Origin of the sequence: Ignatzschineria ureiclastica (genome assembly GCF_003121845.1) — a bacterium.
In the GTDB taxonomy this organism is placed as follows: domain Bacteria; phylum Pseudomonadota; class Gammaproteobacteria; order Cardiobacteriales; family Wohlfahrtiimonadaceae; genus Ignatzschineria; species Ignatzschineria ureiclastica.
Genome location: NZ_QEWQ01000005.1, coordinates 45,708 through 60,079 on the forward strand (window position 1 = coordinate 45,708; position 14,372 = coordinate 60,079).

The following is a 14,372-nucleotide window of genomic DNA, read 5'->3' on the forward strand; positions in this document are numbered from 1 at the left end:
AATTCCGTAATAGCGTTTTAAAAACCATTTTTTTTAAACCAAATTTACTATAAAAAAGATAATGTTAGAGTATTAGTGGGTATCAGGGGTTATTAGAGATTGTTGGAGATTATATCGGTGTATAATGTTGATATTATTTGTGATATATGTCTTTTTTTAACAATTGTTTCGTAAATGAGATGTTGTCATTATGATCTCTAGAGTAAGAGTATGTTACAATTTCGACCATATTGACTAAATTTAGGTGTATTTTGAAAAACGCATTGTCAACTACAAAAATATATGCAGATCCGTGGTTATTAGTAACGACGGTTATCTTCTTGCTGATTGGGCTTTTAATGGTGACAACAGCCTCAGGATATGTTGCAGAATATTATGGTTTATCACCATACCATTATGGGATGCGCCAATTAATGTATATTGCCATAGGGACTATTTTAGGTTCTGCCGTTTATATGAAGATAGGTTTAGATCGGTGGTATCGGTTAACCCCTATTTTGATGATCATTACGATTATTTGTTTGATATTAGTACTCATTCCTGGGATTGGGCGAGAGGTTAATGGGGCGTTGCGTTGGATTCCGATCTTTGTCTTTAACTTCCAGCCTGCTGAAGTGGCTAAATTCGCGATTGTGATGTATATCGCTTCCTATCTTCATCGGCATAAAGAGACGATTGATGTACGCGCTACAGCACTGATTATTCCCCTTGTGGTGATGGGGTTTCTTGGTATTTTACTGCTATTAGAACCTGATTTTGGTTCAACTGCGATCATCTTTGTGATTGGGTTAGGATTACTCTTTATTGCGGGCGTCAGTATTTGGCAGTTTTTATGTGTTTTAGTGCCAACTTTAGGTGTGATGGCATTTGTTGTTTTGACATCCCCCTATCGCCGAGCACGTTTATCAGGCTTTATGAATCCTTGGGATGATCCTTATAATCAAAGTTATCAATTGGCTAATTCACTTATTGCGATTGGGCGAGGAAAGCTTTCGGGTGTCGGCATTGGGGAGAGTATGTCAAAATTGGGCTATCTTCCAGAAGCGCATACCGATTTTATCTTTTCTATTTATGCCGAAGAGTTTGGTTTTTTTGGCGTCGTGATTCTCGTGCTTCTCTATCTTGCGTTTGTCTATCGGACGTTTGATATAGGACGCAGGGCAGAAAATCTTAAGCGGTATTTCGCAGCTTATATCTCTTATGGCATCGGTTTCTGGTTTGGTATCCAAGCTTTAATTCATATGTGTGTGGCTTCAGGCCTATTACCCACTAAAGGATTGACGCTGCCTTTGATTAGTTATGGTGGGTCAAGTATTGTGATGATGTTAATTGCATTAAGTGTGTTATTCAAAGTGGATCGTTTTGTACAGACTGAAGAGTTAGCAGATTATCAGAAGAAACAAGCAGCAAGAGCGGAGCAAGAATTAGCAGATTCTAAGATTAAGGTGACGATAAAATGAGCCTCAATGAGATACAAAAAGATTCAGGAACAGGGCGTGATAATAAGGGCAATATCGTTATTATGGCGGGGGGAACGGGCGGACATATCTTTCCTGGTCTAGCTGTTGCCGAGGATTTACAGCAAGCGGGGTATAATATCTATTGGTTAGGGGCGAATGGTTTAGAGACGCGTCTTGTCCCTCAAAATGGATTGCCTCTGCATTCACTCACGATTAAAGGGCTGCGAGGAAATGGTATTGCTGGTTGGTTAAAAGCCCCTTTTATTCTCTTAAAAGCCATACGTGAAGCGAAAACATTCCTTAAAGAGATTAATCCTGTATGTGTGGTAGGGTTCGGCGGTTTTGCAGCTGCACCCGGTGGTATTGCTGCAAGATTATTGAGAATTCCGTTAGTGATTCACGAGCAAAATGCCGAGCCTGGATTGGTGAATCGTCTACTCTCTCGATTGAGTCAACGTAATCTTGCTGCCTTTAATCAAAAATTACCGAATGCATTAGTCGTAGGTAACCCTATCAGAGCTTCTCTTTTGGCTCTACCTGATTATCGTGAGCGTTATAAGTCAAGGGGAAATGAACCTTTACGTATATTGGTCTTTGGTGGGTCTCAAGGGGCGCGTATCTTAAATCAATTGATGCAGCAGTTTGCTGAAGAGGAACTCTCGGAGCAATTTGACATTTGGCATCAAACCGGCACTGCATTCTACGAAGCACATAAAGAAGATGATTGTTTTAATCGCGAGAATTATCGTTTAACCCCTTTTATTGAAAATATGGATGAGGCTTATGGTTGGGCTGATCTCGTGATTTGTCGAGCAGGCGCATTGACTGTCTCTGAAATTTTAGCAGTGCATGTCGCTAGCTGTTTTGTCCCCTTTGCAAAGGCTGTAGATGATCATCAGACTAAAAATGCACAGGCAGTTGCGGATATTGGTGGCGCTTTTCTCTATCCTGAATCAAAGATGGATGTATCAACATTAGAACAACTTTTAACATCATTTACTCGTGAAACAGCTTTAGAGATGGCGAGTAAGACAGAAATTTTAGCAAAACCAGAAGCAACCCAAAAGATTGTTTCTGAAATTCAAAAGGTTATAGCATCATGAATCATAAAAGTTATATTTGTCCTACTGATATGCGCCGAGTTGAGCGTATCCATTTTGTGGGAATCGGTGGATCAGGAATGTGTGGGATTGCAGAAGTACTTCTCAATCTTGGGTATGAAGTAACGGGTTCAGATATCGCCGGTTCCCCCGTTGTTGAACACCTTATCGATTTGGGTGCGCTTGTTTGGATAGGTCACGATAAGGCGCATGCTTTAGGTGCCGATGTTGTGGTTGTCTCTACTGCAGTTAAAGAAGATAATCCTGAGGTCATTAGTGCGAAAGAGGCACGTATTCCTATTATTCAAAGGGCTCAAATGCTTGGAGAGTTAATGCGTTTTCGCTATGGTATCGCCGTTGCCGGAACGCATGGTAAAACGACAACAACAAGTCTTCTTGCTTCGATCTTAGATGAGGCAGGGCTTGATCCTACTTATGTGATTGGTGGCCGTTTAAATAGTTCAAATGTAAATGCGCGTTTAGGATTAGGACAATATCTTGTTGCAGAAGCCGATGAATCTGATGCTTCATTCTTGCACCTTCATCCGATGTCAGCGATTATTACCAATATCGATCAAGATCATATGAGTACCTATGGCGGTGATATTGAGAATTTACGCAAGACTTTTATTGAATTCTTACATTTATTACCTTTTTATGGTTTAGCGGTACTCTGTATTGATAATGAAGAAGTGGCGAATTTAGTGCCACGTATTCATCGTCCGATCATTACTTACGGGGAAGCAGAGGGCGCGGACTATCAACTATTGCGTTATGAATCGAAAGGCATGCAGACTTGTTTTGAACTTAAAATGCCTAATGGCACAAGTGAATTTACGGTAGCTCTACCTGGTAAATATAGCGTGTTAAATAGTATTGCTGCGATTGCTATTGCCAATGATTTAGGGGTGCCACATCCCGCTATTCGCCGCGCACTTCGTCGTTTTAAAGGAATTGGTCGTCGTTTTCAGTTTCACCCTTCAGTTCCACTTAAAGCGGGTGGCAATGTGGAGGTGATGGAAGATTATGGTCATCATCCAACCGAAATTCGGGCTGTATATGAAGCGTTGACTACGGCATATCCTGAGAAACGAATTGTGGTTGCATTCCAGCCTCATCGCCATTCTCGTACAGCAGAACTCTATGATGAATTTGTAGATGTCTTATCAACGATTAATACCGTTTTAGTCACAGATATCTACGGCGTACGAGAAACACCGATTGCCGGTATTAGTGGTGAACAACTCGCAAAAGATGTGGCGACTAAAGGTGGGAATCAGACATTGTTTGTAGGAAGTATTGATAATATTCGAGATCAATATGCTGCTATTGCACAAGAAGGGGATCTGATTGTGATGATGGGCGCTGGAAATATAGGTGGTATTGCTGCAAACTTTTATAAAGGAGGGGCGCTTTAGGGCGATAACTATATGAATAATAAATATAATAATTTAATAAAACGTATTGAAGATCCAGCGCTTTTTGGTAAAGTAGCGGTGGTCTACGGTGGAAATTCTTCAGAACGAGAAGTCTCTCTTTGGTCGGGGGAGGCGGTATTAAAGGCGCTTCAAGCACAAGGTATTGATGCACATGGTGTCGATACGCAAGCTGTTGAGCTCTTGAGTTACCTTAAATCAGAACAATTTGATCGTGTGTTTATCGTGCTTCATGGTCGGGGCGGAGAAGATGGCGTGTTACAAGGGGCGCTTGAGTATCTACAGGTTCCTTATACCGGCAGTGGTGTATTAGCTTCTAGTGTGGGTATGGATAAGTTGAAAACGAAGCAAATTTGGAAAGCTTTAAATTTGCCTGTTTTAGAGTCTTACTTGTTAGAAGATCTTGAGACAGTTGAACGCTTAAAAGATGAGTTGTCTTACCCATTAGCAGTGAAACCTGCGGAAGAGGGCTCAAGTATTGGCGTGAGCAGAGTTGATCGTGCCGAGGACTTAGTGAGCGCTTGGCAGGCGGCTGGAGGATTTAATTCAGCAGTATTTGCTGAAAACTGGATTATTGGTAAGGGTGAGTATACTTGTGGCCTATTAAATGGAACCGCGCTTCCTCTGATTCGTATGGAGACAGATCTCGCTTTCTACGATTATGAAGCTAAATACCTGAGAGATGATACTCGTTATTACTGTCCTGCAGGCTTGCCAGATGAAGATGAATCACGCTTTAGATTGCTTTGCGAATCTGCATTTAAAGCATTAGGTGCATGTGGTTGGGGGCGCATTGATCTAGTGGTCGATCAGGAAAATAATCCTTGGTTATTAGAGATCAATACAGTGCCGGGTATGACAAGCCACTCGTTAGTTCCTATGGCGGCGAAAGAGGCCGGTATCTCTTTTGAAAAGCTCTGTTGGCTGATCTTAGAAGAGACGCTTGCGGCGTAGCAGATGTTGTAGAAAAACTTGGAAAACTTATTTTAATTAAAATCGGTAGTAGGATCGAGAATATCGTAAGTTTTTCGTACTATAAATATGGACACATTGATGGGTTATTATTTACTTTGAAGCAGTTATTGTTATATTCATCAAATCAACGAATAAAAGGAAAATCACGGCGCTATCAACAAGGCGTTGTACCGCGGAAAGAGTTTAGTTGGAAGCGGTTTTGGGAACTGTTTTTCCGTATTGTTCGAGGATTTATTTTAGTAGCGCTACTGATTTTGATCGTAGCAGGTCCTTACTATGGATGGCAATATCTGAAGCGAAGCACCGTCTTTTTTACAATTGATAAAGTGATGGTTTATGGGGATATCCATTATTTGCCCCATGATCGAGTGAACGAGCTGGTTAAAGATGCTGTTGGGAAAAACCTAGTGGGTTTAGACATTAAAGAGTATCAGGATCAAATATTGAGTGAACCTTGGGTAAAGTCTGTAGATTTAAAGCGGCAATGGTTTCATGAATTAGATGTGTATCTGACAGAACAACAGCCTGTGGCCATTTGGAATAATACTGAAATGCTTAATAGCGAAGGAGAGATCTTTTCGCCAAAGGATATTCCGGCTTATGATTGGGTTTATCTCACTGGAGCGGATGAAGATTCTAAAGAGATTTTACAGTTTTATCATAAGGTTGCTCCACAATTGGCGGCTAATGGTTTTAAGGTTAAAGAAATTATATTAGATGATCAAGATTCTTGGAGTATCTTGCTTGATGGTGATTTGTTGCTTATCATGGGTTCAGAAGAGCTAGATGAACGATTAGCGCGTTTTTTACGACAATTACCCGATCAAAATGTATTAGATGCGATATCGCATATTGATTTTCGTTATAGAAATGGTTTTTCGGTAAAATGGAAAAAATAGATTAACGCTAATATTTAATAGACTATTAGTAAAGTATTAATAGGCAATGAATAATAAAAACGATAAATAGGTGCAGAGTATGACAGAACTTTCAATACAGTCCGTAGGTGTATGTATCGACATCGGAACGCACAAAGTCGTTGGAATGATGGCAAAAGCGCGAGAAGACGGAATTATCGAAATTGTAAAGATTGCCTCTCGTCCATCTCGAGGTATTAAAAGAGGTGTTATTAATAATATTGAGCCCATCACTCGAATTGTTAAAGATATCATTACTGAACTTGAACGCGATTTGAAGATCGATGTATTATCGGTTTCTGCTTCTATTAGCGGATCACATATTCGTAGTCGAAAGAATACAGGCGTGATCACACTCGCTAAAGACCACGAACGATTTACTGAGCGGGATTATGAACGTATTTTAATCGAAGCGGGGAAATTGAAATTAGATCCTGGTGAGAGTGTTATTCATGTATTGCCACAAAAATATATTGTTGATGGTGGCGAACCTGTTGAGAATGCCATAGGTCTCGCGGGTGTTCGCTTTACACTGATTGCGCATTTGATAACTGCCGCAACCAATGAAATTACGAATATCCGTAATTGTATTGCAGCAAGCGATGTTAATGTTGATAATGTTATTTATGAAGGATTATCTTCGGCAATTAGTGTCTTAACAGAGGATGAGCGTCAAAGAGGTGTAACTCTGATAGATATCGGCGCGGGTGTTACTGATGTAGTAGTTTACCAAGATGGGGCTGTGGTTTTTCATGACTCAATTCCTTTAGGGGGCGATGATGTAACGGCAGATATCGCCAAATTGAAGCGCTTTTCAACTCAAGTCGCAGAAAGTATCAAAATTGAACATGGTTCATGTATGGGGTATGCCAGTTATGATGGAACATTTACATTGCCTGTTATAACAAATCAGAGTGAAAATCGTAAAATGTCGGTTCGTGAGCTCTCTTTTATTATTGATGCCCGCTATCGTGAAATTCTAGAATTTGTTCGAGAAAAGATAGAAGAAGCAGGGGTTTATCAGTTGCATGATGCCGGTGTTGTATTGACGGGTGGCGCAAGTCAAATGGTGGGATGTGTTGAATTAGCAAGGGATGTGATGGATAAGCCTTGTAGAATTGGCTTACCGATTAATGTCAGTTATAAAAGTTCAGAACCTTTAACGCCAGAACATGCTGCTGTCGTAGGTCTTCTTGCTTCCTATAAATATGAGAATATTTGGCAAAAAGAGTTACAAAAAACAATGCCAAGTGGTAACATCTTTAGTAATATATATAAGAAAATCGCTGGAATATGTCGAAATTATTTGTGATTTATTTCTGGTCAAACAATTACATTAAAGAATACGAATAAAATTGAGGATTAATAATGTCCATTTTTGAACTGCAGCAAGATCATAACGAACATGGTCCTATTATCAAAGTAATAGGTGTCGGTGGCGCGGGTGGTAATGCTATCACGCATATGGTGAATTCTGGTCTTACCGGTGTAACTTTTATTGCCGCGAATACAGATTCTCAGGATCTACATCAGGCGAAAGCTGATGTTCGTATTCAATTAGGTGAGCAGTTAACTCGTGGATTAGGAGCTGGGGCAAACCCAGAGATTGGTCGTCAAGCGGCAGAAGAAACGAAAGAACATATTAAAGCTGAATTAAATGGTGCAGATATGGTTTTCATTGCCGCAGGAATGGGTGGAGGTACCGGTACAGGAGCTGCACCTATCGTGGCAGAAGTTGCGAAAGAATTAGGTATTTTAACTGTTGCAGTAGTCTCTCGTCCTTTCTCTATGGAAGGTCGTAAGCGTGATCAAGCAGCGACTCAAGGCTTAAAACAATTGGCGCAAAATGTCGATTCATTAATTACGATCCCGAATGATCGTTTAATGAGTGTGCTTGGGAAAGGTGTAAGCCTTTATGATGCATTTAGCGCTGCTAACAATGTGTTATTCAATGCTGTACAAGGTATTACAGACAGTATCACGAAGCCTGGCATGATCAATCTTGACTTTAATGATGTCAAAACGGTGATGCGTCAGCAAGGACTCGCCATGATGGGTGTAGGTTTATCATCTGGCGATAATGCTGCGCGTGAAGCAATTCAACAAGCGATCTCTTCACCGCTTTTAGAAGAAGTGAGTCTTAAAGGTGCTAAAGGTCTTTTAGTGAATATTTCTGGTGGCCTAGGATTGAGTATTGGTGACCTTCATGAAATCGGTGCCATTATCAGTGAATATGCAGATGAAGATACAACAGTTGTGTTTGGTGCCGTTGTTGATGAAGAGATGGGCAATGATATCCGAGTAACGCTTGTGGCGACGGGATTGGGTGAGTATCAATCTTCTATAGAGAAGGTGAGTATTGCCGATCAGTTGTTAGGTCGAACAAAACCTGCAGTAGCACCAGAAGCTGTAAAAGAGAGTGCTAAACCGAGCGGTTCACATTCAACAGGTTATTTAGATATTCCTGCGTTTTTAAGAAAAAATTCTTAAAATTCGTAGAACTCTAAGAAAGAAAAGTTATGTTAAAACAGAGAACGATAAAAAGTCTGGTACAAACCACTGGGATTGGATTACATTCCGGGAAGAAAGTCTATTTGACTTTACGACCTGCAGGAATTGATCAAGGTATTATTTTCCGTAGAACGGATGTACCTTCACCAGATATTAAAATTGCGGCTGATGCGGTTGTGAGCACGCAGCTTGCGACAATGATTGCATCTCCTGAAGCACCCGATGTGACGATCTCAACTATTGAGCATCTTATGTCGGCGTTATGTGGCTTAGGGATTGACAATGTCATAGTCGAAGTGAGTGCACCAGAAATTCCTATCATGGATGGGAGTTCTGCCCCTTTTGTTTATCTGATTCAATCAGCAGGTATTCAGGAGCAAAATGCCGCTAAGAAATTTATCAAGATTAAAAAACCGGTCATGTACCAGCATGAAGACAAGATTGCTAAATTGTTGCCTTACAATGGCTTTAGATTAGATTTTACAATCAAATTTGACCATGCGGTATTAGATAAAACAAATCCACAACACCGTTGTGAGTTTTCAAGTCAATACTATATTGATGAAGTGGCAAGAGCGAGAACCTTTGGTTTTATGAAGGATCTCGAAGTAATGCGTGAGCTGAATCTTGCATTAGGCGGTAGTATGGATAATGCTATTGTTGTGGATGATTATCGTATTTTAAATGCAGATGGTCTTCGCTATGAAGATGAGTTTGTGCGTCACAAAGTCCTAGATGCTGTAGGTGATCTCTATGTATTAGGGCACCCTATTATCGGAGAGTTTGTAGGATATAAAGCAGGGCATATGATGAATAATATGCTGATTCGTGAGTTAATGAAAGATACTTCAGCTTATGAGATTGTCACTTATGAAGAAGCTGAACATTCGCCTGTGACTTTCACGGTACCTGCTTGGAATTAATTTTATGGGAAATACTTTAATTTTGAGAGAAATTGGAGTATAGTCTTTAGTTTACGATTTTATATTGAATAACGTGTCTCTATATAATATAAAAAAGTTTTGGATATTAGTTGAATATAGGATATAAATTTTTATGGTTACAATTCGTCTAGCTCGTGGGGGCTCAAAAAAGCGTCCTTTCTACCAAATCGTTGTTGCGGATCAAAGAAATTCAGTAACAGGTAAATATATTGAGCGTCTTGGCTTTTTTAATCCCATCGCAAAAGGTGGGGAGAAACGTTTACAGCTTGCTCAAGACCGTGTTGATTATTGGGTAGGTGTAGGTGCACAGCCTTCTGAACGTGTTGCTTCATTACTTAAAGAAGCAAAAAGAGCGGCAGCTAAAGCAGCAGTTGAAGCTTAATCGTTCAATAATTTAATGTAGAGCCATCTTATCTAGTATAAGGTGGCTTTTTTATTCGCTTTTGAGGAGTCAGAATAATGCAAGCAGAGAAGATTGTTGTAGGTAAGATCAATGGTTTTCATGGGGTCAAAGGGTTTATTAAAGTATTTTCTGAAACTAGACCAAGAGAAGGTATTTTGCATTATAAGCATTTTTTGATTCAGCGAAATGGTGCTTGGGAAACTCTAGAAGTTGAAGTAGGACAGAAGCATAGCAAGCATATTCTTTTTAAATTTAAGGGATTGGATTCAAGGGATGCAGTTGAACCTTTGTTAGGTGCAGTACTCTATGTTGCACGGGAAGATCTGCCAGAATTAGCTGAAGATGAGATCTATTGGGTGGATCTTTACGGACTCAAAGTATTTAATCATGAAGATGTAGAATTGGGTATTATTGAAGATATCTTTGAAACTGGGGCGAATGATGTATTAGCCGTGAAAGGTGAGAAGGGAGAGATCTTGATCCCTTATTCAATGGAATATATCGTCATGGAAGTCAATTTAGAAGAAGGTTATATTGTAGTCGATTGGGATGAAGAGTAGAAAGTGAACAAGATGATTATTGATGTTATAGCGCTTATTCCGGAGATTATTCAGCCAATTATTGAAGATGGGATCGTCAGTCGTGCGCATCAGAAATCACTCTTTGAGCTTCGTTTTTGGACCCCTAGAGATTATACGGAAGATCGTCATCATACTGTGGATGCACGGCCATTTGGCGGCGGCCCTGGTATGGTGATGATGTATGAACCTTTGAAAAAGACATTCGATGCAATTGCAGATTATCGGCAAAGTCGTGGTGTTCGTATCTATATGTCTCCGCAAGGTGAGGTTCTAAAGCAATCGAAAGCAAGAGCATTGGTGGCGATACCTCACTTAGTGCTTTTATGTGGACGCTATGAAGGCGTAGATCAACGTATTATCGATACAGAAATTGATTTTGAGCTTTCAATAGGGGATTACGTACTTTCAGGAGGAGAGTTAGCTGCAGCCGTAGTGATAGATACTGTGGTACGCCTACTCCCTGATGCAATGTCTAATGAAGCATCTCATCAAAATGATTCTTTTAGTGAAGGAGATCTGTTAGACCATCCTCATTACACAAGACCACGAGAAATTAACGGATTATCCGTCCCTGATGTTCTCTTTTCAGGTGACCATGCCAAGATTGAAGCTTGGCGCCGAGAAGAATCTCTTCGGAGAACTGCGCTGCGTCATAACAAAGCAGATATTAATAATCATTAACTTATTAATAAAATTTAATTTATATTAATGATAATATTGTCAATTATATTGACTATTTATCAATTAATGTTTATTATTTTCAAGGCTCGAGCAGGAGTTGATTATTGGGTCTGCCGATAGATATGACACAAGGAGGAATGTCTTGTTAATTTTAACTAGAAAACCAGGTGAGCGCTTCGTTATTAACGATGATATCACAGTTACAGTACTAGAGTTCAAAGGAAACCAAATTCGCATTGGTATTGATGCACCTAGTGATGTAAAAATATTTAGAGAAGAAGTTTATGAACGGATCATGGCAGCTTCTTCAGATAATGAAAAGAAGTAATGAGTTAGAAGTCCCGATCTAATATCGGGATTTTTGCTGTCAATATATGGTGAAATAGTCATTCAATGATAAGTACTAGCTATTAAAAAATAAGTCCTTGATGGTGTATTTATAGCAGTATCGGTTCAAAACAAGCTTATTTATAGTCGTTCCGGTTTAAGAAAATTCACAATCATTATGGGATGAAGATTCTTGCAATCTTGCCAACATTTTCACTTAATAATTTAAAACCGATTTCACTATAAATGCCGGCGCATCGGCTGTAATAAGTAAGGACGCCATTCTATCCGGCATCTTGCAAGTGTTGTTTAGTACGGTTTTATGTTTTCTTAAACCAAATTTACTCTATATTTTTGATTTAATCAGTAATTTTAGGTTATGAATAAACCCACTATATTGGAGTATATAGTGGGCTTAATATGTATTTTAAAATATGTACCTTGTAGTTATTCAAAAAACATTCAGTAGTGAAATTTTAGATTGAGTAGTAAAGCTCATATTCTACAGGATGTGGTGTTTCCGCAACTTTATTCACTTCTTTTTGTTTTAATTGAATATAAGCATCAATAAGATCATTGCTAAAGACATTTCCTGCCAGTAAGAATTCACGATCTTTGTCTAAAGCTTCTAAGGCTTCTTCTAAATTCTTGCTTACTTTTGGAATCGCTTTTAATTGATCACTAGAGAGATCATAGAGATTCTCATCAGAAGCAGGACCTGGATCGATCTGGTTTTTAATACCATCAATTCCTGCCATTAACATTGCAGCAAATGAGAGATAAGGATTGCCGGTTGCATCAGGGAATCGGATCTCAATACGACGACCTTTCTCATTTGCAATGTAAGGGATACGAATTGATGCAGTTCTATTTTTTGCAGAATAAGCGAGTAATACAGGTGCTTCATAATGTGGTACTAATCGTTTGTAACTATTCGTTGAAGCATTTGTAAAGGCATTAAGTGCTTTGGCATGTTTGATAATGCCACCAATAAAGTAGAGCGCTGTTTGTGATAAGTTGCTATAACCATCGCCACAGAAGATATTTTCACCCTCTTTAAATAGTGAGATATGTACATGCATTCCTGAACCATTTTCCCCAAAATAAGGCTTAGGGAGAAATGTTGCACTTTTACCATGCTGTTCAGCGGTACTTTTAATAATATACTTTAATCTTTGTGTCTCATCTGCTTTCTTAAGAAGTGTATTGAAGCGAGAGCCAATTTCACATTGGCCAGCAGAGGCGACTTCCCGATGATGAATTTCAACTTCAATACCGGTTTCTTCGGCAATAAGTGTGATTTCATTGCGTAGATCATGGAGTTTATCAACGGGTTGTAAAGGTGCATAACCTCCTTGTTTTTCGGCTAAATGACCAGAAATAGCATTCGGACCACTTGATTGCCAATAACAGACTGAGGAATTCAATTCATAGCTTACATGGTTAGGGTCGGTGCTATATTGCACATTGTCAAAGATAAAAAACTCATTTTCAGGGCCTAGATATGCGGTATCTGCAATTGCTGTTTCTTGTAGATAACTTTCTGCTCTTTTCGCTAAAGCACGAGGATCACGAGAATAGTAGTCCATAGTATCGGGCTCTAAAACATCACAAATGAGAACTAACGTTGGATGTTTAATTAGAGGGTCAATAAATGCACTCTCTGCATTTGGTAGAAGAATCATGTCAGATGATTCGGTTTGTTTCCAACCTTTAAAGCTAGAGCCATCAAAAAATTTACCCTGTGTGAAGAGCTCTTCATTTACCTGTCGTGCGGGGATAGTAAAATGGTGTTCTTGGCCGACCATGTCTGTAAGACGAAGATCAACGAATAAAATACCCTTTTCTTTAATGAGTTCTAATACAGAACGTATACTATCTGCCGCCATTGGATCTCTCTCCTTCAAATTTTTGATCACTAAATTAATTATTCTACACTAATTTTATAGAGAAATAACGGTAAGATAGCTAGAAATTTTTGTAAAAAAAGTTGATGAAATTCCTTGCTTTATGTTTTGCTCAGAGTGACGTAGAATAAAGAACGATTCACTTTAAAAAGAGTGAATAACGAATATCTCTTTCTTAATCATTATCCTTCAATAATGAACAATCACTAAATAATAATGAAAGGTGATTCATATTCATGAAAATTACTACATGGAACGTTAATTCCATCAATGTCCGTTTAACGCATCTTCTCTCTTTTCTTGAAACTGAAAAGCCCGACGTCATTGGTTTACAGGAGTTGAAAGCCCCCAATGACAAATTTCCATTAGCAGAAATAGAGGCAACCGGTTATCACGTGGTACTTAATGGTCAGCCGACTTATAACGGTGTTGCTTTAATTGCGAGTCAGCCAATTGACGATGTGGTACTTGATATTCCCGGCTTTGATTCAGAAGAAAAACGGGTGATTACCGGAACAGTCGCCGGTGTACGCATTGTGAATGCTTATGTACCTAATGGGCAAAATCCTGATTCTAATAAGTATGAATATAAATTACGGTGGTTGACAGCTTTTACTGATTACCTTGAACAATTGCTTGAAGAATATCCTCAATTGATCGTTATCGGGGACTTTAATATCGCCCCTACAGATGATGATGTTCATAATCCTGCTTCATGGAAAGGGAAGATACTCTGTACTGATCAAGAACGAGCCGCTTTTCAAGGATTACTTGATCTAGGTTTCTTAGATACTTTGCGTATTGAAGCGAAACCGAAAGGAACTTTTACCTGGTGGGATTATCGGCAGGGCGGATTTGAGAAAAATAGTGGTATTCGTATTGATCATCTATTATCATCGAAAGTATTAGGCCGTCGATATCAGGCATCAATGGTTCATCTTGATTATAGGGCCTTAGAGCGACCGTCAGATCATGCGCCGGTCTCTGCCGTATTTAAATAATGATTTATTACAACTATTAAAAATGAAAGTATAAAAGGTGACCGCTATAGAGACTATTTCTGAATAAAATTTGTTCAATATTGGTTCAAAATCTATTCGAAATTTATTCAAAGTTTATTCCAAATTTAT

General features: G+C 39.2%; 14 protein-coding genes. 13 read left to right on the forward strand and 1 reads right to left on the reverse strand.

Annotation, left to right across the window (positions count from 1 at the left end; all coding sequences use genetic code 11):
• Nucleotides 1–251 precede the first annotated feature (251 nt).
• The 12 genes from ftsW (at nt 252) to csrA (ending at nt 11,336) form a co-directional block, all read left to right on the forward strand.
• Nucleotides 252–1,460: a putative lipid II flippase FtsW gene (ftsW, locus tag DC083_RS08220; protein WP_157954913.1), complete on the forward strand. Its 1,209-nt coding sequence runs from the start codon at nt 252–254 to the stop codon at nt 1,458–1,460.
• Nucleotides 1,457–2,563, forward strand: coding sequence for an undecaprenyldiphospho-muramoylpentapeptide beta-N-acetylglucosaminyltransferase (gene murG / locus DC083_RS08225; RefSeq protein WP_109189747.1), 1,107 nt, complete (start codon nt 1,457–1,459; stop codon nt 2,561–2,563). Before ftsW ends, murG begins: the two co-directional genes overlap by 4 nt.
• Nucleotides 2,560–3,978, forward strand: coding sequence for a UDP-N-acetylmuramate--L-alanine ligase (gene murC / locus DC083_RS08230; protein ID WP_109189748.1), 1,419 nt, complete (start codon nt 2,560–2,562; stop codon nt 3,976–3,978). Before murG ends, murC begins: the two co-directional genes overlap by 4 nt.
• Before the next feature lie 12 nt (nt 3,979–3,990).
• Entirely contained in the window at nt 3,991–4,950 is a 960-nt protein-coding gene (locus DC083_RS08235) for a D-alanine--D-alanine ligase (RefSeq protein ID WP_109189749.1), read from the forward strand.
• Nucleotides 4,917–5,870, forward strand: coding sequence for a cell division protein FtsQ/DivIB (locus DC083_RS08240; protein ID WP_133243364.1), 954 nt, complete (start codon nt 4,917–4,919; stop codon nt 5,868–5,870). The genes DC083_RS08235 and DC083_RS08240 overlap by 34 nt, the downstream gene beginning before the upstream one ends.
• A 79-nt stretch (nt 5,871–5,949) precedes the next feature.
• Nucleotides 5,950–7,200: a cell division protein FtsA gene (ftsA, locus tag DC083_RS08245; RefSeq protein ID WP_109189751.1), complete on the forward strand. Its 1,251-nt coding sequence runs from the start codon at nt 5,950–5,952 to the stop codon at nt 7,198–7,200.
• Between the two features lie 62 nt (nt 7,201–7,262).
• Nucleotides 7,263–8,378, forward strand: a complete 1,116-nt coding sequence (gene ftsZ / locus DC083_RS08250) for a cell division protein FtsZ (protein ID WP_109189776.1) — start codon at nt 7,263–7,265, stop codon at nt 8,376–8,378.
• 29 nt (nt 8,379–8,407) lie between these two features.
• Nucleotides 8,408–9,322, forward strand: a complete 915-nt coding sequence (lpxC, locus tag DC083_RS08255; RefSeq protein ID WP_109189752.1) for a UDP-3-O-acyl-N-acetylglucosamine deacetylase — start codon at nt 8,408–8,410, stop codon at nt 9,320–9,322.
• Between the two features lie 133 nt (nt 9,323–9,455).
• Nucleotides 9,456–9,725, forward strand: a complete 270-nt coding sequence (gene rpsP, locus DC083_RS08260; protein WP_026879662.1) for a 30S ribosomal protein S16 — start codon at nt 9,456–9,458, stop codon at nt 9,723–9,725.
• Nucleotides 9,726–9,802: 77 nt separating this feature from the next.
• Entirely contained in the window at nt 9,803–10,306 is a 504-nt protein-coding gene (rimM, locus tag DC083_RS08265; RefSeq protein ID WP_109189753.1) for a ribosome maturation factor RimM, read from the forward strand.
• Between the two features lie 12 nt (nt 10,307–10,318).
• The gene (trmD, locus tag DC083_RS08270; protein WP_109189754.1) at nt 10,319–11,008 is read left to right on the forward strand and encodes a tRNA (guanosine(37)-N1)-methyltransferase TrmD; all 690 of its coding nucleotides are present in this window, start codon (nt 10,319–10,321) and stop codon (nt 11,006–11,008) included.
• Nucleotides 11,009–11,150: 142 nt separating this feature from the next.
• Nucleotides 11,151–11,336, forward strand: coding sequence for a carbon storage regulator CsrA (csrA, locus tag DC083_RS08275; RefSeq protein WP_109189755.1), 186 nt, complete (start codon nt 11,151–11,153; stop codon nt 11,334–11,336).
• A 475-nt stretch (nt 11,337–11,811) separates the two neighbouring features.
• On the opposite strand, the gene glnA is transcribed toward csrA, so the two are convergent.
• A complete protein-coding gene (gene glnA, locus DC083_RS08280) occupies nt 11,812–13,224 on the reverse strand; it encodes a type I glutamate--ammonia ligase (RefSeq protein WP_109189756.1) in 1,413 nt (470 codons plus the stop codon).
• Between the two features lie 254 nt (nt 13,225–13,478).
• Here glnA and xth point away from each other — a divergent pair, with 254 nt between their 5' ends.
• Nucleotides 13,479–14,243, forward strand: a complete 765-nt coding sequence (xth, locus tag DC083_RS08285; RefSeq protein WP_109189757.1) for an exodeoxyribonuclease III — start codon at nt 13,479–13,481, stop codon at nt 14,241–14,243.
• Nucleotides 14,244–14,372 lie beyond the last annotated feature (129 nt).

Coding starts and splice junctions, on each gene's coding strand:
- murG (WP_109189747.1), top strand. CDS start 1,457: ATGAGCCTCAATGAGATACAAAAAGATTCAGGAACAGGGCGTGATAAT.
- murC (WP_109189748.1), top strand. CDS start 2,560: ATGAATCATAAAAGTTATATTTGTCCTACTGATATGCGCCGAGTTGAG.
- DC083_RS08235 (WP_109189749.1), top strand. CDS start 3,991: ATGAATAATAAATATAATAATTTAATAAAACGTATTGAAGATCCAGCG.
- ftsA (WP_109189751.1), top strand. CDS start 5,950: ATGACAGAACTTTCAATACAGTCCGTAGGTGTATGTATCGACATCGGA.
- lpxC (WP_109189752.1), top strand. CDS start 8,408: ATGTTAAAACAGAGAACGATAAAAAGTCTGGTACAAACCACTGGGATT.
- rpsP (WP_026879662.1), top strand. CDS start 9,456: ATGGTTACAATTCGTCTAGCTCGTGGGGGCTCAAAAAAGCGTCCTTTC.
- rimM (WP_109189753.1), top strand. CDS start 9,803: ATGCAAGCAGAGAAGATTGTTGTAGGTAAGATCAATGGTTTTCATGGG.
- trmD (WP_109189754.1), top strand. CDS start 10,319: ATGATTATTGATGTTATAGCGCTTATTCCGGAGATTATTCAGCCAATT.
- glnA (WP_109189756.1), bottom strand. CDS start 13,224: ATGGCGGCAGATAGTATACGTTCTGTATTAGAACTCATTAAAGAAAAG.
- xth (WP_109189757.1), top strand. CDS start 13,479: ATGAAAATTACTACATGGAACGTTAATTCCATCAATGTCCGTTTAACG.